18 protein-coding genes are annotated in these 18644 nt (G+C 60.5%); 7 read left to right on the top strand and 11 right to left on the bottom strand.

What is annotated here, in order from left to right; genetic code table 11:
* Window positions 1-124: 124 nt before the first annotated feature.
* A complete protein-coding gene (locus M2360_RS09520; RefSeq protein ID WP_280774730.1) occupies window positions 125-862 on the bottom strand; it encodes an autoinducer binding domain-containing protein in 738 nt (245 codons plus the stop codon).
* 421 nt (window positions 863-1283) lie between these two features.
* Between M2360_RS09520 and M2360_RS09515 the strand changes: the two genes are divergently transcribed.
* From M2360_RS09515 to M2360_RS09490, 6 genes are all read left to right on the top strand, one after another.
* Window positions 1284-2048, top strand: coding sequence for an SDR family oxidoreductase (locus tag M2360_RS09515; protein WP_280774729.1), 765 nt, complete (start codon window positions 1284-1286; stop codon window positions 2046-2048).
* A complete protein-coding gene (locus tag M2360_RS09510) occupies window positions 2048-2965 on the top strand; it encodes a 2-dehydro-3-deoxygalactonokinase (RefSeq protein WP_280774728.1) in 918 nt (305 codons plus the stop codon). The genes M2360_RS09515 and M2360_RS09510 overlap by 1 nt, the downstream gene beginning before the upstream one ends.
* A 12-nt stretch (window positions 2966-2977) precedes the next feature.
* Entirely contained in the window at window positions 2978-3610 is a 633-nt protein-coding gene (locus tag M2360_RS09505) for a 2-dehydro-3-deoxy-6-phosphogalactonate aldolase (protein WP_280774727.1), read from the top strand.
* Between the two features lie 3 nt (window positions 3611-3613).
* Complete coding sequence (locus M2360_RS09500) at window positions 3614-4507, top strand: SMP-30/gluconolactonase/LRE family protein (protein WP_280774726.1); 894 nt, start codon at window positions 3614-3616, stop codon at window positions 4505-4507.
* A 163-nt stretch (window positions 4508-4670) separates the two neighbouring features.
* Window positions 4671-6002, top strand: a complete 1332-nt coding sequence (locus M2360_RS09495; RefSeq protein WP_280774725.1) for a vanadium-dependent haloperoxidase — start codon at window positions 4671-4673, stop codon at window positions 6000-6002.
* Window positions 5999-7597: a CRTAC1 family protein gene (locus M2360_RS09490; protein WP_280774724.1), complete on the top strand. Its 1599-nt coding sequence runs from the start codon at window positions 5999-6001 to the stop codon at window positions 7595-7597. Before M2360_RS09495 ends, M2360_RS09490 begins: the two co-directional genes overlap by 4 nt.
* Window positions 7598-7613: 16 nt before the next feature.
* On the opposite strand, the gene M2360_RS09485 is transcribed toward M2360_RS09490, so the two are convergent.
* From M2360_RS09485 to M2360_RS09465, 5 genes are all read right to left on the bottom strand, one after another.
* Complete coding sequence (locus M2360_RS09485; RefSeq protein ID WP_280774723.1) at window positions 7614-8672, bottom strand: M10 family metallopeptidase C-terminal domain-containing protein; 1059 nt, start codon at window positions 8670-8672, stop codon at window positions 7614-7616.
* Window positions 8673-8800: 128 nt separating this feature from the next.
* The gene (locus M2360_RS09480; protein ID WP_280774722.1) at window positions 8801-9616 is read right to left on the bottom strand and encodes a transglutaminase family protein; all 816 of its coding nucleotides are present in this window, start codon (window positions 9614-9616) and stop codon (window positions 8801-8803) included.
* 97 nt (window positions 9617-9713) lie between these two features.
* A complete protein-coding gene (locus M2360_RS09475) occupies window positions 9714-9854 on the bottom strand; it encodes a hypothetical protein (protein WP_280774721.1) in 141 nt (46 codons plus the stop codon).
* A 24-nt stretch (window positions 9855-9878) separates the two neighbouring features.
* A complete protein-coding gene (locus tag M2360_RS09470) occupies window positions 9879-10142 on the bottom strand; it encodes a hypothetical protein (RefSeq protein ID WP_280774720.1) in 264 nt (87 codons plus the stop codon).
* A 368-nt stretch (window positions 10143-10510) separates the two neighbouring features.
* Window positions 10511-12463, bottom strand: a complete 1953-nt coding sequence (locus tag M2360_RS09465; RefSeq protein ID WP_280774719.1) for an acetoacetate--CoA ligase — start codon at window positions 12461-12463, stop codon at window positions 10511-10513.
* 177 nt (window positions 12464-12640) lie between these two features.
* Between M2360_RS09465 and M2360_RS09460 the strand changes: the two genes are divergently transcribed.
* Window positions 12641-12895: a hypothetical protein gene (locus M2360_RS09460; RefSeq protein ID WP_280774718.1), complete on the top strand. Its 255-nt coding sequence runs from the start codon at window positions 12641-12643 to the stop codon at window positions 12893-12895.
* Window positions 12896-12910: 15 nt separating this feature from the next.
* Here the strand turns inward: M2360_RS09460 and M2360_RS09455 are convergent, their stop codons facing one another.
* The 5 genes from M2360_RS09455 to M2360_RS09435 form a co-directional block, all read right to left on the bottom strand.
* Complete coding sequence (locus M2360_RS09455; protein ID WP_280774717.1) at window positions 12911-13726, bottom strand: ABC transporter permease subunit; 816 nt, start codon at window positions 13724-13726, stop codon at window positions 12911-12913.
* 10 nt (window positions 13727-13736) lie between these two features.
* Window positions 13737-14642 (bottom strand): ABC transporter permease subunit, encoded by a 906-nt coding sequence (locus M2360_RS09450; protein WP_280774716.1) that lies wholly within the window; start codon window positions 14640-14642, stop codon window positions 13737-13739.
* An 11-nt stretch (window positions 14643-14653) separates the two neighbouring features.
* Window positions 14654-15814, bottom strand: coding sequence for an ABC transporter ATP-binding protein (locus M2360_RS09445; RefSeq protein WP_280774715.1), 1161 nt, complete (start codon window positions 15812-15814; stop codon window positions 14654-14656).
* A 119-nt stretch (window positions 15815-15933) separates the two neighbouring features.
* The gene (locus M2360_RS09440) at window positions 15934-16986 is read right to left on the bottom strand and encodes a polyamine ABC transporter substrate-binding protein (RefSeq protein ID WP_280774928.1); all 1053 of its coding nucleotides are present in this window, start codon (window positions 16984-16986) and stop codon (window positions 15934-15936) included.
* A 198-nt stretch (window positions 16987-17184) separates the two neighbouring features.
* A complete protein-coding gene (locus M2360_RS09435) occupies window positions 17185-18594 on the bottom strand; it encodes a helix-turn-helix transcriptional regulator (RefSeq protein WP_280774714.1) in 1410 nt (469 codons plus the stop codon).
* Window positions 18595-18644 lie beyond the last annotated feature (50 nt).

Genomic DNA, 18644 nt, shown 5'->3' with positions numbered 1-18644 from the left:
ACCGCGATCGCGACGCATATTCGTGCAGCGAAATTAAACTGCAGCTTGCGTAACGTCATCCCCCAAATGGGGTATAAATGCGGAAAAAGCTATTGATTCCGGTAGAATTCCAAGGGCGTCAGGATCAGGAAATGATGCCCATCCTGAGCGACTTGGCGACAGCCTGCGTGCGATTGACGGTGTCGAGCTTCTTGGTCGCCCGGTTGAGGTAGTGGTTGACCGTATGTTCCGACAGATTGAGGATGTTGGAGATTTCCATGCTCGTCTTCCCGGCCGCAGTCCAAGTCAGGCAATCGATTTCACGCTGGGTAAGATCCTCGCCACCTTTGCGATCTTTCCGCGCCAACTGGTAGAGGCGATCGAACACGCAGGTGGATATCATATGCAGTTGCAGCATTTCCTGATTCGTGAAGGGTTCGCGCTCGCCGGAATAGCCGACCGCGCCGCGATCGCCGCCAGCGTCACAAACCGGGAAATAGGCACCGCGAAGCAGGCCATACTGCTCGAAAAGTTCGATGGCCCGCTCCATCTTTCCATCACGCCGCTGATCGTTGATGACGTGGATGTCGTAGGAGAACGGCACGGTTGACGTCCTGATGTGTTGGAGAGCGGGGCTATCGGCCATCAGCCCTTCCGCGTCATATTTGGCGATTAATTCGGAAGGCCAACTGGTGATCACCGACGCCGACTGTAACGCCACGGCCGTCGACGAGGGCATCCTGAGCACCATGAAGGCGCGCGCAGCAAACATTTCAGTGGTCTTTTTCAGGAATCGAAGAATGTCGAACTGGGTCGACAGGGCAGCCAACTCCGAGATCAGAGCTTCATGGTTCACCGGCTTTACAGTCTGTCGATCAAGCATGTCTCAGTCTATCACATCGTTCCATGGTCAGGTTTTACGCCGCCAAGCAAAGCCGGATTATCAATTGGTTCGCAGAGCAGATGCGTTCACGCAAGACTGCCCTAAAATGATATTACGCCAGGCGACATCTGAAAAATGGCTCATTGCCACCTCATGATTCGCTCCGCAATCGTTTACATAACAGATAATGAACCCGCCGAACCCAAAAAAGATCAAGCGTCGGCTTTTTGCCGCCTGTGAATATTGTCGCAAAAATGCGCAAAGCAGCGGCTCCAGACCACAAAATCTGCGACTTTCCTTAAGTATGATTTTTCCAGGGAGGGGTTTTCCCTCCTGTGCTTACGGAATATACCACTCGGCGCGAGCCAGAGCCATTGATCGGCGCCGGCTCCCGATGTCCAGAACGAGGAAAGGTAGTCCCGTGGTCTCGCCATCCGCGCAGTTTGAGGATTTGCGGTCCGCCCGCGTGCTGATCACCGGCGGCGCATCCGGCATCGGCGCGGCGCTCGTCGCCGGATTCGCGCGGCAGGGAGCCAAGGTCGGATTTATCGATATCGACGCTGACGGCGCCGAGAACGTGATCGCTTGCTCGCCGTCATCGACCAAGCCCCTGTTCCGCCGCGCCGACGTGGCGGATGTCGAGGCGACGCGCGCCGCTGTCGCAGATCTGATCGCCGCATTGGGCGGCCTGGATGTGCTCGTCAACAATGTCGGCTGGGACGACCGACACGACACCGAGGTGGTGACCGAAGCCTATTGGGACCGCAACATGGCGGTCAATCTGCGCGCCGCCTTCTTTATCTCGCAAAGCTGCCTGCCTGCCTTGAAGGCGTCCAACCGTGGGGCTATCGTCAATTTCTCCTCGATCGCCTTCATGATGAACCTTCCGGATCTTCCGGTGTATCTGACGGCGAAATCCGGTATGATTGGCATGACCAAGGCGCTGGCCGGCCAGTTCGGCAAGGACAATGTTCGCGTCAACGCCATCCTTCCCGGCATGGTGCTGACAGAACGGCAAAAGGAAATGTGGATTTCCGACGAGGCCGAAGCCGCCCATCGCGAGCGGCAATGCCTGAAATTTTCCCTGACCGCCGAAGACATGGTCGGACCATGCCTGTTTCTGGCGTCAGACAGCGCGCGGGCGATCACCGCGCAATCCTTGATCGTCGATGGAGGCTATTTCTGATGGTGAAACCGCAATTCGCAGCGGTCGACTGGGGCACGTCGAGTTTCCGCCTGTGGCTGATCGGCGAAAACGACGTCGTGATCGGCGAAAGCCGCTCGGGTGAAGGCATGACCACAGCCCGGGAGACGGGTTTTGCCGAAGTGCTCGCCAAGCATCTCGACCATGTGCAGGCGCCGGCGGATATTCCCGTCATTGTCTGCGGCATGGCCGGCGCCAAGCAGGGCTGGGTCGAGGCCGGTTATCTCGATGCGCCGGCGCGGCTTGCCGACATAGCCGACGGCGCGATCCGGGTCGAAGGCCAGGCCCGCGACATCCGCATTCTTCCGGGCCTCGCCCAGCGCGACCCGCACGCCGCCGATGTGATGCGCGGTGAAGAGACGCAATTGCTGGGCTGCGCGCAAAAGATCAAGAACAGCGATTGCCTGGTCGCCATGCCAGGCACCCATTCCAAATGGGTGCGGGTGGTCAAGGGCGAGGTGCTGGGCTTCGCCACCTTCATGACGGGCGAATTGTTTCAGGCGATTTCGCAGCACACGATCCTGCAGCACGCCATCAAGGATTCGCCCGGTTTCGACGGAGCAAACCCCGCTTTCGTGAACGCCGTGCATGCGGCCTTCAAGGAACCGGAACTGACCGCCAACCGTCTGTTCTCTGTGAGGGCGCGCGGTCTTCTGTTCTCGCTGACCAATTTCGAGGCAGAGGCCACGCTGTCGGGCACGATGCTCGGCCTTGAACTTGCGGGCGCACTCAAATCGGCGCCGAAGGACACGCCCGTGGTGCTCGTCGTATCCGGCAAGCTCAGGGGCCTTTATGAGGCGGCCTTTCACAGGGTCGGCCTGCAATTTTCGACCATGGACGCCGACGAGGCGGTGCGCGCCGGCCTGAACCAGGCGGCCCGCAGCCTATGGTCCTTTTAAGAAAGAAGCGTGATGAGCCGTATTCCCTTTCCAGACATGAAATATCCGCTGGTCGCGATCCTGCGCGGCCTGACCCCGGCTGAGACGCCGGCGGCGATCGAAGCCCTCTTGAACGCCGGCTTCCGCGCCATCGAAATTCCGCTGAATTCGCCGGAGCCCTTCCGCTCCATCGAGATCGCCGCCAAGATGGCGCCGGCCGACGCGCTGATCGGCGCAGGAACCGTGCTGACCGAAGAAGACGTCGACCGCCTGGAAGACGCTGGCGGCCGACTGTTCGTCAGCCCGAATGTCGATGTAGCCGTGCTCGGCCGCGCGGTCTCCAAGGGCATGGTGACGCTTCCTGGCGTCTTCACCCCCACGGAAGCGCTGGCGGCCGCCAAGGTCGGCGCAACCGGCCTCAAATTCTTCCCCGCCGGCGTGCTCGGCGCGACGGGCATCAACGCCATCAAGGCGGTGCTGCCGAAGGATCTGCTGCTCGCGGCTGTCGGCGGCGTGTCCGACGAGAATTTCGGCGAATACGCCAAGATCGGCATCAAGGCCTTCGGTCTGGGCTCCAGCATCTATAAGGAAGGCATGGACGCCGCCGATATCGCCCGCCGCGCCAACACCACGATCGACGCCTATCGCCGCGTATTCGGAGCCTGATCCATGACTGACACCCACGACTTCCAGGGCAGCGTTCTGTCTGCGACTTCGGCGCATCTCGGTGAAGGCCCGACCTTTGATCCGAACACCAACACCGCCTATTGGTTCTCGATCCTCGATTGCGAGCTGCATGAATTGTCGCTCGACACCAACGAGCTCGCGATCCACAAGCTGCCGTTCATGGCGAGCGTGCTGGCGCGCATTGACGACGAGCGGCAGTTGATCGTGTCCGAAAACGGTCTCTATATTCGCGAGAAGGCGACGGGCGCGCTGTCTTTGGTCACGCCGATCGAGAACGATCAGCCGCATATGCGCTCGAATGACGGCCGCACCCATCCGTCGGGTTCGCTGTGGTTCGGAACCATGACCAAGACCGGCGAAGGCCGCAAGGGCGCGGGCAAGATCTACCATGTCGCGGGCAGCACGGTGACGACGCTGTTCGAGGGCGTGTCGATCCCGAACGGGATCTGCTTCTCGCCGGACGGAACCATCGGCTACTGGGTCGACACGATGGAGAACCGCTATATGCGCGTGGCGCTTGATGCGCTGACCGGCCTGCCTGTCGGCGAGGCCGAAGTGTTCTCCGACGAGGCCGGCGTAGATGGCGGCATCGACGGATCGGTCTGCGACGCCGAAGGCTATGTCTGGAATACGCGCTGGGGCGTCGGCGAAGTGCGCCGCTACAGCCCGGCGGGTGACGTCGTCGCAATCTACAAGGTTCCCGCGACCCAGACCACCTGCCCCGCCTTTATCGGCGCGGACGCCGACCGCCTGCTGGTGACCTCCGCCCGTGAAGGCATGTCGGCGGAGGAAAAGGCCGCCGATCCCAAGGCCGGTTTCACCTTCGATCTCGGCGTGAAGGTCAAGGGCGTGTTCGACGCTCCCTTCAAACTCTGATCACGATTGCCGGGGCGCGCGGCAAGCATCGCGCGCCTCTCCTCTCTGCAGCCTGATTGTACAATTTACTCTTCGGCCAAGCGCCTCTTGCGGACAACCTTGCCTCTGTGCTTAATCGTTTGAAACCGTCTTGGGAGAGACGGAGATAAGCTCGGGGGAGTTCATGAAAGAGATATTGCGCGCGGTTCGGCTTTGGACCGTTGTTTTTCTGGCGGGAATTTTCGTCGCCAATCTGTCCATTGCCCACGCTGCGGTCAAAGCGCCGGAAGATGTCGTTCAGGACTGGTACAAACTGATCCTTGAGCTTGTCCGCCACACGCCCAACTACTCGCCGCCCGTGGCGAGCCGGTCCTTCGCCTATATCGGCGTGACCATCTATGAAGTCACCGCCAGCGGCAAAAGCGACATGGTCTCGCTTGCCGGCCAATTGAACGGCCTGACCGCAACGCCTAAGCGAGAAGCTGGCGCCGTCTATGACGAGTCGATCGCGCTGAATGCGGCGATGAATTTTGCAGCACAGAATTTCTTCGACAGAACGGGCCCCACCGGCCAGCGCGCGCTCGCCAATATGGGCAAGAAGATGCACGCCAAAGTGTCGACGGGCGTGCCGGATGACGTTTCCAAGCGCAGTGAAGCCTATGGCGTCGCGGTCGCCCAGCATATTTTCGCCTGGTCGCAGGACGATGGCGGCGCACTGGTTGAAAATATGGGCTTTCCGCGCGAGTACAAGCTGACGCCTGGCCCCTCCCATTGGGTTCCAACGAGCAAGATCGCCCAGCAACAAATGCCGCTTTTGCCGGATTGGGGCAACAATCGCCCCTTCGCCATGCCATCCGGCGCGACCTGCCCGCTGCCGCCCGCGATCGCCTATGGCGAAACGCCCGACAGTGATTTCTACAAGGAAGCCAAGGAAGTCTATGACACGGTCAACACGCTGACGCCGGAGCAGCGGATCATCGCCCGCTTCTGGTCCGACGATCCCATGCTGTCGCCGACGCCTCCGGGCCACTGGCTGTTTATCGCGCTCAGCATTCTCAAGAAGGAGGATGCTGGCATCGAAAAGACGGCGGACGCCTTGGTGCGATTGGGCGTTGCGGTGGCCGACGGCTTCATCGGCTGCTGGGACGCCAAGTTCAAGCACGATCTCGTGCGTCCGGTCACCTATATCAAGCGCGTCATCGATCCCAAATGGGAACCGATCCTGATCACACCGCCCTTCCCGGAATATCCGAGCGGCCACAGCACGCAATCGGGGGCGGCGGCCGTGGCGCTCACGGCGGTGTTCGGCGACAACTACGCTTTCGACGATCATACCCATGAGGCGGACAATCTGCCGGTGCGTCACTTCACAAGCTTCACGGCGGCGGCTGAGGAAGCGGCGATTTCCCGGCTCTATGGCGGCATCCATTTCCGCGCCGCCATCGACCGTGGGCTTCAACAGGGCGAATGCATCGGCGCCTATGCGGTGAAGCTCAAGACGCGGACAGGAGCATGAGACGGCTGGCTTTCACTTTGGCGCTCGCGGGCATGTTTGCGCCGCTCTCGGCCCATGCCGGGGCGGAGAGCGTCGCGCCGCGTTTCGAGGACGAAACGAAAAGTGCTGGCGTCGCCCATGTCTATGCCGGCGACTGGCAATATATGGTTGGCGGCGGGGCAGCGAGCTTCGATTGCAATGACGACGGCTTCGAGGATCTCTGGCTCGCCGGCGGCGACGGCGCCTCCAAGCTCTTCGTCAACAGGTCGAAGCGCGGCGGCGAGCTCAAATTCGAAGTAACCAAAAGCGGGGCGGAATTCGCCGCGACGACGGGCGCCTATCCGATCGATATCGATGGCGACGGGATCAAGGATCTCGTCGTGCTCCGCGTCGGCGAAAGCCTGGCGCTCAAGGGTCTCGGCGGCTGCAAGTTCGAACGCGCCAACGAGGCCTGGGGCTTCACAGGCGGCGACGCCTGGTGGACGTCCTTCTCCGCCACCTGGGAACGAGGCCTGCAATGGCCGACGCTGGCGCTTGGCGCCTATGTCGACCGCAACGAGGACACTTACCCCTGGGGCACCTGCACCGATAACTGGCTGATCCGGCCGGAAGGCGACGGCAAGCGCTTTGCAAAACCCCTGCCGCTGAAGCCGAGTTTCTGCCCGCTCTCCATCCTGTTCACCGACTGGAACCGGTCGGGAACGCCTTCGTTGCGCGTCTCCAACGACCGCGAATATTACAAGGGCGGCCAGGAGCAGATGTGGAAGATCCCGCCGGGACAGCCGCCCAAGCTCTACACCCAGGACGAAGGTTGGAAATATCTGCGCATCTGGGGCATGGGCATCGCCGGCTACGATCTCGATTCCGACGGCTATCCGGAATATTTCCTGACCAGCATGGCTGACAACAAGCTGCAGGCGCTGGCGACTATCCCCAAGGAAGGCAAGCCGAAGCCCGGTTATGCGGACATCGCCTTCGCCAAGGGCGCGACCGCGCATCGCCCCTATACCGGCGGCGAATGGAAGCCCTCGACCGCCTGGCACACCGATTTCCAGGACGTCAACAATGACGGCCGGGTCGATCTGTTCATCGCCAAGGGCAATGTCTCGACCATGCCGGACTTCGCCATCAAGGATCCCAACAATCTTCTCGTCCAGCAGCCGGACGGCAAATTCGCCGAGATGGGCGACAAGGCGGGCGTCGACAGCATGAAGACGTCGCGCGGAGCGGCCTTGGCGGACTTCAACCTCGACGGGCTCGTGGATCTTGTCGTTGTCAATCGCTGGGAGAATGCCGAGATCTGGCGCAACACGACCAAGGACGCCGGACGCTTCATCGAACTGCAACTGCGGCAGGACGGGCCAAACCGCGAAGGCATCGGCGCTTGGGTGGAAGTGAAACTCGGCGATCGCATCATTCGCCGCGAGATCACCATCGGCGGCGGCCATGCCGGCGGAACATTGGGCTGGATCCATTTCGGCGTCGGTGCGCTCGATAAAGTCGGCGTTCGCGTCATCTGGCCCAATGGCGAGGCCGGGTCATGGCGTGAGATTTCGTCGAACGGCTTCTACATCGTCGAACGCGGCCGGATCCCGGAGGCATGGGAGGGGAAATGACCCCTCCCCGACAGTCCTAAAGGATGAAGTCGCTCGCTTTCAGCGATTCGACATCTACACGGATGGAGAAGTCCGCGACCCGGTCACCGTCATCGTCGCCATAGAGAATGTCTTTCGCCAACCGGACCTCGCCGCCCTCACCGCTAAATGCCGCGTTGTCGATGAAGGAGAAGGCCTGATCTCCACCAAGTTCGGTATTGGCGTCCATCGAATGCAGATCGATTGTGTCGCCTTGCTTGCGGCTGAAATCGGTGACGACATCGCGGTTCTTGGTGTCCGATACGAACACGGTGTTGAAGTGAAAAGTGTCTGCGCCTGCGCCGCCGGTTAGCTGGTCCGAGCCTTCGAGACCGTCAAGGAAATCATTTCCAGCGCCGCCGGACAGCTTGTTGTTTGCTTCGCCGCCCCAGAGTTCATCCTTGTATTTCGAACCGATGGCGTTCTCGATATTGGTGTGGTAGCGCTCGCCTTTAGCGGCCCCGCCGGGCTCGATGAGACGACCTTCGTAATAGAACGTGAAATAATTGAGTTCGGTGATGACGCCGGATTTCGCTTTGACGAAGCTGATCGTATCGTTGCCATCGCCGCCGTCGAGACCCGAAATATAGGATTCCTTCATCGGCTTGCCCATGCCGGCATAGATCAGGTCATTGCCGGACCCTGCATTCACCGACGTGCCCTTGGTCAGCACATAGAACGTATCGGCGCCAGCCCCGCCATCAAGAACGCAATTACCGAGCGTGCTGGTTCCCAGCGTTGTGGAGCCATAGAGGATGTCGGCGCCCGCGTCGCCACTGAGTTCGTCGTTGCCGGAACCGCGATTCTCGCCCGCATAGAGAATATCGTTGCCGGCGCCGCCCGAAAGCACATCCTCGCCAGCATCGCCGCGCAAAATATCGTTGCCGGCATTTCCTTCCAAAGTGTCGTTGCCGCCGCCGCCACGGAGAATGTCGTTGCCGCTGCGGCCTTCGAGAGAGTCCTGCCCTCCATATCCGAAAATCTCGTCAGCGCTGGACGTCCCATCCAGGATGTCCTGCCCATTCGTTCCTTTAATGGTGTTATATTTCTGAGCCATATCATCACCTTATGAAAACAAAACAGCGCTTGTTTCCTGCCCAATCAATATGACCAGACGGTGGCAGCAACAATTATAAATGGCATCTATGCTTATTTGCTATTTTTAGTAATTTTTGCGACGAAGACCTAAACTGGTGGAGCATCCACCTCATAGGTCCAGACCCGGAAGCCTTTGAGCAAATGCGGGCCGAACGAGTTGACCAGAGGAATATCCGCGGCGTCGCGGCCGCGCGCGACGACGATGCGGCCGATGCGCGGAATGTTGTTGCGCGGATCAAACGTCACCCAACCGCAATCGAGATAGACTTCTATCCAGGCGCTGAAATCCATTGGGTCGACTACGGGCACGCCGATATCGCCGAGGTGGCCATTGACATAGCGGGCGGGAATATTGAGGCATCGGCAAAGCGTGAGAGCGAGATGGGCGTAGTCGCGGCAAACGCCGACCTTCTCCCCATATGCTTCATAGGCGGTGCGTGTGGACCGCGCTTGCATGTAATCGAAGGTGATGTGGGCGTTCACGAAGTCGCAAATAGCCTGGACGCGCGTCCAGCCGGGTGTGACCGCGCCGAACAGATCCCAAGCCGCCTGGCTGAGCCGATCCGTTTCGCAATAACGGCTGCCCATCAGATAGACCAGACATGAATCCGGCAGGTCGGCGACCGCAACCTCCCTCGCCTCGGGCCTGGCCTGTTCGGGAAGTCCGCTGTCCCTAATGGTCGCGTCACCCCAGATCGTCAGGTCTCCGGCGGGAGCCAGCATGCGCCGGCATTTGTTGCCGAACATGTCCAGATAGGTGGAAATGGGAAGTATTGGTTGTGTGAAGGTGTTTTCCGGCGCGACAAGGTCCGCGGCCCTATCTTCATGGACCGACAGCAGGCAGACCAGCGCCGTCGGATTTTCGCAAGTGAGCGTGATTTCATAGCCGTATCGGATCAGCATGCAGTATCCTTCATGGGAGAATGAACGGCGCGGCCGGCTACTCCGCCCTGACCCTCGCAATCGTGGTCAATCGAATATGCCGGCCGGTCGATAGACCTCAGTTCTTTCCGCGTGGCGCGTTGTTGCCCCCTGTCGCGAGCTTCACTTGGTTGCCAAACGGCTTTTCAGGAGCCGGCGCAACCTTGTCCTTCTTCGGTTTGCGCGCTTCCTTGCCGCTGCGCATTTGTCCCTTGGCCATGATATTGTTCCCTTCTGTGGGTTGTTAGGCGTGTAGGCGGTCTTTTTCGAGAGCGTCTTCGAGATCCTGAACCTTGATCGGGGCCATGCGCTGGACGGGGCCGCGCATTCCGATTGCCGGCAGATGAATGAAGGTTGCGATCCTGCGCCAGGCCGGCCGGGACGCCTCTTCGATCAGTTCCTCGTCATGCACGACATGATATTCGCCTTCGGGAAGAAGGCCTTCGATGCCAGGCAACTGGAAGGAGGAATGAAATCGCACGGTGGTTTGCTTGCTGCGGGTGTTCATGCTCTGCTCTCCGGAGCATGCCGCAATTGTGGCTGCCCATCGCTTTCGCAAAACAGGGCAGACCCGCGCCAACGCCAGAGATGACGTCGCGTGATGCTTCAATGTTTCGAAATAAGCGAAAATCGCGCCCGTTTGGCGCCGTCCATCTAAAATTCAACGTCGCTGCACAAACCGGCAAGACAATTCGTTGACTGCAAATTCAAAGGCCCTGACACGCCAGGACCAAGCGTAGTACTTGTCAGAAGCTGAGTGTACACCCCTGCCCCCCATGGGGCAAGGCGGGAATATGCCATTCGTCAGGGGCTTGGACTTTCAGGACGTGCAGGCGATCGATGCGCCTGCACGACACCTTTGTGCCCTCAATCCATTCAGATCTTCAACGCCTCAAGCCCGGCATAGAGATCCAGCGCCTCGGGATTGGCGAGCGCTTCCTTGTTCTTGACCGGCCGCCCATGAACGACTTCGCGCACAGCAAGTTCGACGATCTTGCCGGATTTGGTGCGCGGAATGTCTGCGACCTGGATGATCTTGGCCGGCACATGGCGCGGCGAAGCGCCGGTGCGGATCTTCGTCTTGATCTTCTTGTCGAGCTCGGCGTCGAGCTTTACGCCCGGCTGCAGGCGGACAAAGAGGATGACCCGGACGTCATCGTCCCAATCCTGGCCGATGCAGATCGACTCCGCCACTTCCTCGAGTTGCTCGACCTGATTGTAGATTTCCGCCGTGCCGATGCGCACGCCGCCCGGATTGAGCGTGGCGTCCGAACGGCCATGGATGATCAGGCCGCCATGCTCGGTCCATTCGGCGAAATCGCCATGGCACCAGACATTGTCGAAGCGCTCGAAATAGGCGGCCTTGTATTTGGCGTTGTCCTTGTCGTTCCAGAAGCCGACGGGCATGCAGGGGAAGGCCTTGGCGCAGACCAGTTCGCCCTTTTCGCCGCGCACAGGCTTGCCGTTGTCGTCCCAGACATCCACGGCGAGGCCAAGGCCGGGGCCCTGGATCTCGCCGCGCCAGACCGGCTTGATCGGGTTGCCCAGCACAAAGCAGGACACGATGTCGGTGCCGCCCGAGATCGAGGCGAGCTGCACGTCGGGCTTAACGCCCTCATAGATGAAGCTGAAGCCTTCCGGCGAGAGCGGCGAACCGGTGGAGGTTACGGCGCGCAGGCTCGAGAGGTCATGAGTCTTGATCGGCTCGATGCCGCCCTTGCGCACCGCGTCGATATATTTGGCCGATGTGCCGAACACGGCGAAGCGTTCGTCGGCCGCGTAATCCCAGAGAACCTCGCCGCCCGGCGCAAAAGGCGAGCCGTCGAACAGGCAGAGCGTGACGCCGCTCGCGAGCCCCGAGACCAGCCAGTTCCACATCATCCAGCCGCAGGTGGTGAAATAGAACAGCCGCTCACCGGCCTGGAGGTCGAGATGGAAACGCTGTTCCTTGAGATGTTGCAACAGCGCGCCGCCTGCCGAATGGACGATGCATTTCGGCACGCCCGTGGTGCCGGAAGAGAACAGAATGTAGAGCGGATGGCTGAAGGGCAGCGGCGTGAACTCGACCGCTTTCGCAGGATAGGGCGCGATGAACTCGGCGAGCGTGCGGCCATTGGTGAGAGAGGCTGCAAGGCTGTCGGCATCGCCGGCATAGGGAATGACCAGCACCGGCGCGCCAAGCTTCGGCTCCACCGCACGGAGCTTGGCGGACACGTCCTGCAGCTTGCCGTTATACCAATAGGCGTCGCAGGCGATGAACAGTTTCGGCTCGATCTGGCCGAAACGGTCGAGCACGCCTTGCTCGCCGAAATCGGGCGAACAGGACGACCAGATCACCCCCATCGAAGCGGCGGCCAGCATCAGCGCGATGGTTTCGGGCATATTCGGCATCATGGCCGCAATGCGATCGCCTTTTTCGATGCCCATGGCGCGATAGGCCTGCTGCAGGCGCGAGACCATGGCGGAAAGTTCATCCCAGCTCCAGCGATAGGAGACCTTATCCTCGCCGCGGAAGATGAGCGCCGCGTCGGCGCCGGTGGTGGACAGTAGGTTTTCGGCGAAGTTCAGAGATGCGTCGGGGAAGAAGCGAGCCTTCATCATGTCGTCGCCATCGATCAGATCGCGCGCACCCTTGTCGCCCTTGACGCCGCAATAATCCCATACAGCCGACCAGAAGGAACCGCGCTCAGTGATCGACCACTGATGAAAGGCGTCGTGATCGGGCAGATCGACAGCGAATTTTTCCGCGCACCAGCGACGGAACAGCGTCATCTGGCTCTTCTCGATCTGCTCGGCCGACGGCGTCCAGAGCGGTGTGGTGTCTCCCATGGCATTCTCTCCTCAAGCGCGCCCTTGACCCGGCGCCCGTTTGCGCCGCAATGCAGCATAAGAGCGAGGCGCTGGCAATCCCGCTCGGGCGACGAACGGTACCCAGTCCAGTCCTGATTTAAATCAGTTTTTTACCAAATCGGTTTAATTCTCGACCATCTGCCGGAGGGCCGCGCCATGCCCCACATGATCATCGGTTTTTTGAAGCTCACACTGGCCTGCCTGATTCTCGGAACGGGCATGAATCTTCTCGGCCTATCCACCGAGACGATCCTTGCCGGTTTCGGCATGACGCCTGCGGATCTCTGGTTGCTCCTGCAGAGATTTGTCGGTTGGGCGCTTCCGAATATCGGGCTGGGGGCGGCGGTGATCCTGCCGATCTGGCTGTTCACCTATCTCTTCCTGCCGCCCCGCAGCGGCTATGATGAATAAAGGCCCGTCTTTGGATCAGGCCTGAGCAGCGGCGGCGCGTTCGTCGCGCTCCCGCTGGGCTTCCTGGCGTTTGGTCGCCAAGGACGCGGCGATCACCCCCAAAGTGACCAGGCCGATCAGCACGGTGCAGGCGGCGTTGATCTCCGGCGTCACGCCCAATCGCACCTGGCTATAGATCTTGATCGGCAGGGTGGTCGCGCCCGGACCAGTATTGAAGCTCGCGATCACCAGATCGTCCAGCGACAGGGTGAAGGCCAGCATCCAGCCCGACACCACGGCTGGCAAGATCAATGGCAAGGTGATCTTGAAGAAGGTCTTGACCGGCGGGCAGCCGAGATCCAGCGCCGCCTCCTCCAGGCTCCTGTCAAAGGTCAATAGCCGCGACTGCACCACGATCGCCACATAGCACATGGTGAAGGTGGTGTGAGCGATCGTCACCGTCCAGAAGCCGCGATCGATGTTGATGGCGACGAACAGCAGCAGCATCGACAGGCCGGTAATGACTTCCGGCATGACGATAGGCGCATAGATCATGCCGGAAAACAGCACGCGCCCGGGGAAACGCGCAAAGCGCGTCATCGACAGCGCGGCGAGCGTGCCGAGCACCGTGGCGATAGTGGCCGAGAGCACGCCGACGCGGGCTGTGACCCAGGCCGCGTCCATCAGGGCCTGATTGTGGAACATGGCCACATACCAGCGCGTGGAAAAACCGCCCCAGACGGTGACCAGTTTGGAGGCGTTGAAGGAATAGACCACCAGAATCAGGATCGGCACATAGAGAAAGGCAAAGCCGATGGTGAGGAAGGTCGTGTCGAATTTTCCGGGTTTCATCGCATTCTCCTCACGCGGCTTTCTGCTGCTGGTTCTGGTAGATCACGATCGGGACCACCAGCATGGCAAGCAGCACCACCGCCACCGCCGAGGCGAGCGGCCAGTCGCGATTGCCGAAGAACTCCACCCACAGCGTCTTGCCGATCATCAGCGTGTCGGCGCCGCCGAGCAGGTCGGGGATGACGAATTCGCCGGTGATCGGAATGAAGCAGATCATCGAGCCCGCGACCACGCCCGGAAGCGACAGCGGGAAGGTGATCTTCCAGAAGGCCTTCCAGGGCGGGCAGCCGAGATCGCTCGCCGCTTCCAAGAGCGTGCCGTCCAGCTTTTCCAGCGCCGAATACAGCGGCAGAACCATGAAGGGCAGATAGGAATAGACGATGCCGATCAGCACCGCATATTCCGTGCGGAAAATCTGGATCTGATCATCCGGCCCCAGAATATGCAGGGCCTGCAAGAGCATGGTCAGCAGCCCCTCGGGCTTCAGAATGCCGATCCAAGCATAGACGCGGATGAGGAAGGAGGTCCAGAACGGCAGGATCACCATCATCAACAGCGTCGGGCGGATCTTGGCCGAAGACCTGGCCATGGCGAGCGCCATGGGGTAACCAATCAGCAGCAGGAGCAGCGTGGAGATCGCCGCGATCCTCAGCGAGGACAGATAGGCCTTGATATAGAGCGGATCTTCGGTGAGGTAGAAATAATTCTCGAAATCGAGTTGCGACAGGAAATCGCCGAGTTGCGAGAAGCTCTCGAACACCGGCGTATACGGCGGCATGGCGATGTCGCTGTCGGATAGCGAAATCTTCAAAATGATGAAGAATGGCGCGAGAAAAAACAACGTCAGCCAGAGATAGGGAATGGCGACCACCAGCCAGCGGCTGGGGCGGCTGTGGGAAACGGCGCTCGGCTCCATGATCCCCTCCCCTATCGCGTCAGCACGAGGCCGGCGTCCGCCGACCAGGAAAGCCAGACCTTGTCCTCGAAGGTGATCGGCCGTTCGACATGGCGGGAGACATTGGCCTGGGCGGCGCGCAGCACGCGGCCATCCGGGGTCCCCACGATGAAGACGGAGAAATCGCCGAGATAGCCGATATCGATGACCTCGCCAGCGATGCAATTGGGCGGGCCAGCCTCAGTGGGCGCATCGAGCGAGATGCGGACCTTTTCCGGCCGAATGGCGAAAGCGACATTGGCGCCGGAGACCGCCGCGCATTCCTGCTCGACCTCAATCTTCAACTCGCCGGAACTCAGGCTGACAACGCCATGCTGACTGGCCGAACCCGTATTGGCCGAGACCACGCCTTCCATGATGTTGATGTCGCCGATGAAATCCGCGACATAGCGGCTGTTGGGCGCTTCATAGATTTCCGCCGGCGTCGCCACCTGCACCACGATGCCCTTGTCCATCACCGCGATACGGTCGGACACGGTCATGGCCTCTTCCTGATCATGTGTGACGATCAGGAAGGTGAGGCCCAGACTGTGCTGGATGTCCATCAACTCAAACTGGGTTTCCTCGCGCAGCTTGCGGTCGAGGGCTCCGAGCGGCTCGTCGAGCAGAAGCACTTTCGGCCGTTTGGCGATCGAGCGGGCGAGCGCCACGCGCTGCCTTTGGCCGCCGGAAAGTTGGCTCGGCTTGCGCTTGGCGAAATCGGTGAGCTTCACCAGCCTCAGCATTTCCTCGACGCGGGCGTCGATCTCGCCCTTGGGCATATTGTCCTGTTCGAGGCCGAAGGCGATGTTCTTGGCCACGGACATATGCGGGAACAGGGCATAGGACTGAAACATCATATTGGTGGGGCGCTTATAGGGCGGCGTGCCGGAAATATCCTTGCCCTGCAGCAGGATGCGGCCTTCGGTAGGCTCTTCGAAGCCGGCGAGCATGCGCATCAATGTGGTCTTGCCGCAGCCTGAAGGGCCGAGCAGCGAGAAGAATTCCTTCTCATAGATATCGAGGGTGAGATTGTTGACGGCGACGAAATCGCCGAAACGCTTTGTGACATTCTCGAAACGGATGAACGGCTTTTCGCTCTTGTCCATCCACGGGCTGAACTTACGCTTAACAGGCCCCAGTGTCTTCGCCATTTTTCCCCTCTGTCCGCTTTCCCGCGCCTGCGGTTGATCCATAGGCGCGCGCTCTTTTCATGAGCGCATTTGCCTTGAAAGCGGCGGGGCTACGGCCCCGCCGCAAGCCCCTTGAAGGGTTATTCGCCCGTTTTGATTTGCGTCCAGATGCGGTTCAGCACGCGCTGTTCCTTGGGCGCATACGGCGAAATGGTGAAGAGCTTCGCCATGGTCGCCTCAGTCGGATAGACCGACGGATTCTTGAACACCGACTCGTCGAGCAGTTTCTGCGATTCCAGATTGCCATTGGCGTATTGGACATAGTTCGACGATTTGGCGATCACGTCGGGCCGCATCATGAAGTTGATGAATTCATGCGCTTCCTCGACATGCGGCGCATCGGCCGGAATGGCGAGGTTGTCGAACCACATATATGTCCCTTCCTTGGGGATCACATAGTCGATCTTCACACCGTTCTTGGCTTCCTCGGCGCGGCTTTTCGCCTGCAACACGTCGCCCGACCAGCCAATGGTGATGCAGACATCGCCATTGGCGAGATCATCGATATAGGCGGAGGCGTTGAAGGTGCGCACGTAAGGACGGATCTTCTTATAGACCTCGCCGCCGGCTTCGAGATCGGCCGTCTTCTTGCTGTCGCCGCCAAGGCCGAGATAATTCATGGCGATGGCGAAGGTTTCATCCGACGCGTCGAGAATGTTGATGCCGCAGGACTTCAGCTTCTCGGCGTTTTCCGGCTTGAAAATGATATCGAAGCTGTCCACCGGCACATCGCCGAGCGCCGCCTTCACCTTGTCGACATTGTAGCCGATGCCGGTGGTGCCCCACATATAGTTGACGGCGTATTCATTGCCGGGGTCATATTTGGCGAGCCGCTCGGAGACGACGGGCCACATATTCTTGAGGTTCGGCAGCTTGGACTTGTCGAGCTTCTGGAACACGCCAGCCTTGATCTGACGAGCAAGGAACGGACCGGTCGGCACCACCACGTCATAGCCGGAGCCGCCGGCGAGAAGCTTGGTTTCCAGCAGATCGTTGGAATCGAAGACGTCGTAGACGACCTTGATGCCGGTCTCCTTGGTGAACTCCTCGAGTACGGAGCTGTCAATGTAATCGGACCAGTTGTAGACGTTGACCACCCGATCCGCCGCCTGGACGGACCAGCCGGCAGACATGGCGAAGGCAACCCCCGCCGCGAGACCAACCAACTGTTTTTTCATGATAAACTACTCCTGTTTTGTCCGGATCTATTTCGATTTATCTTGTCCCGGCTTCCCCGCTGTAAACAGATTAGAAAGGATTTTGCAGCGCGACAACTGAAAAATGGAAAGGTTTGAACAAGTTGATGCGCGGAGCATCCGGCCGCGCAATGTCTACTGGAAATCGAACACGCTCAATCCCGCCACCATTTCATCCAGTCCCAGCGGGCGGGTGAGCGGCGGCTCTGCCCGAGCGAGACAGCCGGCGCGCTCGCAGAGGCGACAGCCGGCCCCGATCGGCAGCGGCTCCGACACTTGGCGGCCATAGACGATCTGGCCAGCATGCGCCGCATCACAGCCGAGCAGCAGGGCTGTGCGCCTGACGCGCTCGCCATAGCCCGCCACCGGGCCTTCCAGCGTGCGCGCCACAGTGAGAAAGCGGCCGCTATCAGGCATTTCGACAATTTCCGATAAAACCTGGCCCGGAGCGGCGAAGACCGCATGCACCGACAGTTTCGGACAGGCGCCGCCAAAGCGGATATGCGGATAGCCCTCGGCGCCGAGCGTGCGCACCCGGTTTCCGGCTGCGTCGACTTCCATCAGGAAAAACGGAACGCCCGCAGAACCTGATCGCTGCAGCGTGACAAGCCGGCTGGCCACCTGTTCGAACGACACTTTGAAGCGCGCGGCGAGCAAACCAATGTCATAGGCGCTGCGCTGCGCCGCCGCCAGCATTGGCCCATAGGGCATCATCAGCGCATGCGCCGCATAACGGCCGAGTTCGAAGCGGCCGATGCGGCGCGCTTCGGCCGAGGACAGAGGGAGAGCGTCGAGCGCCGCCGCGATCTCGGCCCTCAGGACGATCTGGCAGGCCTCCTGCGCCATCTCGCGCAGCTGATCATGCGGATAGAGACGCTCGGACAGGAAAAGGCGCTGCGAATGGCGGTCGTAGCGTCGACGGAGATTGGGCATGGCGTGGATGGGCAGCGTGCGTACCACGACGCCATGCTCGGCGCGCAGCCATTCGCGCAACGCATGCGCCAAATCCTCGCCCGGATTGAGATGAGCGTGAAAAACTTCGGCAGCGGCGTCGAGAGCCTCGAAGACATAGGGTCGCGACGCAAACACCTCGCGCGCCTCGTCCATCGGCAGGCGGGCGGCGGCAAGCGGCGCATCATGGCCGGCCTGGGCCAGCATTCCCGCGAGATCTGAGAGCCGGGCCGCCTGTTCGCGATAGGCGCGGTAGAGCTTGATCAGCCCCTGGGCGGCGTTGGGCGCGGCGTCGGCGACCTCGACCAGCTCTTCCGAGCCCGGGATCTCGCCCTGAAGCAACGGATCGGAAAACACTTCCCTGAGTTCGCCGACCACGCTTTTCGCCTCGCCGCGCAACTCCTCGACATCGACCTTGTAGACGGAGGCGAGCTTGAGGATCAGTTGCACGGTCAGCGGCCGCTGATTGCGCTCGATGAGATTGAGATAGGAGGGCGATATGCCGAGCGCCTGGGCCATGGCCGTCTGGGTGACGCCGAGACCATTGCGGATACGCCGGATGCGCGGCCCGGCGAAGATCTTCATCTCCGACATCTGTCACTCCTTTTACAAAAGCTTACCAGAGATATTTTTTACAGTTTTTA

Origin of the sequence: Rhizobium sp. SG_E_25_P2 (assembly GCF_029892285.1) — a bacterium.
In the GTDB taxonomy this organism is placed as follows: Bacteria; Pseudomonadota; Alphaproteobacteria; order Rhizobiales; family Rhizobiaceae; genus Rhizobium_E.
The sequence above is the reverse complement of the archived record's forward strand: the minus strand, read 5'-3'. Positions and strand labels throughout refer to the sequence as shown.

Bases quoted from the DNA above. Each gene is read 5' to 3' on its own strand.
- M2360_RS09455 (WP_280774717.1), bottom strand. From the start codon at position 13,726: ATGAAACCCGGAAAATTCGACACGACCTTCCTCACCATCGGCTTTGCC.
- M2360_RS09440 (WP_280774928.1), bottom strand. From the start codon at position 16,986: ATGTCTGCCGGCTGGTCCGTCCAGGCGGCGGATCGGGTGGTCAACGTC.
- M2360_RS09475 (WP_280774721.1), bottom strand. From the start codon at position 9,854: ATGGCCAAGGGACAAATGCGCAGCGGCAAGGAAGCGCGCAAACCGAAG.
- M2360_RS09485 (WP_280774723.1), bottom strand. From the start codon at position 8,672: ATGGCTCAGAAATATAACACCATTAAAGGAACGAATGGGCAGGACATC.
- M2360_RS09460 (WP_280774718.1), top strand. From the start codon at position 12,641: ATGCCCCACATGATCATCGGTTTTTTGAAGCTCACACTGGCCTGCCTG.
- M2360_RS09500 (WP_280774726.1), top strand. From the start codon at position 3,614: ATGACTGACACCCACGACTTCCAGGGCAGCGTTCTGTCTGCGACTTCG.
- M2360_RS09505 (WP_280774727.1), top strand. From the start codon at position 2,978: ATGAGCCGTATTCCCTTTCCAGACATGAAATATCCGCTGGTCGCGATC.
- M2360_RS09450 (WP_280774716.1), bottom strand. From the start codon at position 14,642: ATGGAGCCGAGCGCCGTTTCCCACAGCCGCCCCAGCCGCTGGCTGGTG.
- M2360_RS09470 (WP_280774720.1), bottom strand. From the start codon at position 10,142: ATGAACACCCGCAGCAAGCAAACCACCGTGCGATTTCATTCCTCCTTC.
- M2360_RS09465 (WP_280774719.1), bottom strand. From the start codon at position 12,463: ATGGGAGACACCACACCGCTCTGGACGCCGTCGGCCGAGCAGATCGAG.
- M2360_RS09445 (WP_280774715.1), bottom strand. From the start codon at position 15,814: ATGGCGAAGACACTGGGGCCTGTTAAGCGTAAGTTCAGCCCGTGGATG.
- M2360_RS09435 (WP_280774714.1), bottom strand. From the start codon at position 18,594: ATGTCGGAGATGAAGATCTTCGCCGGGCCGCGCATCCGGCGTATCCGC.
- M2360_RS09510 (WP_280774728.1), top strand. From the start codon at position 2,048: ATGGTGAAACCGCAATTCGCAGCGGTCGACTGGGGCACGTCGAGTTTC.
- M2360_RS09480 (WP_280774722.1), bottom strand. From the start codon at position 9,616: ATGCTGATCCGATACGGCTATGAAATCACGCTCACTTGCGAAAATCCG.
- M2360_RS09520 (WP_280774730.1), bottom strand. From the start codon at position 862: ATGCTTGATCGACAGACTGTAAAGCCGGTGAACCATGAAGCTCTGATC.
- M2360_RS09495 (WP_280774725.1), top strand. From the start codon at position 4,671: ATGAAAGAGATATTGCGCGCGGTTCGGCTTTGGACCGTTGTTTTTCTG.
- M2360_RS09490 (WP_280774724.1), top strand. From the start codon at position 5,999: ATGAGACGGCTGGCTTTCACTTTGGCGCTCGCGGGCATGTTTGCGCCG.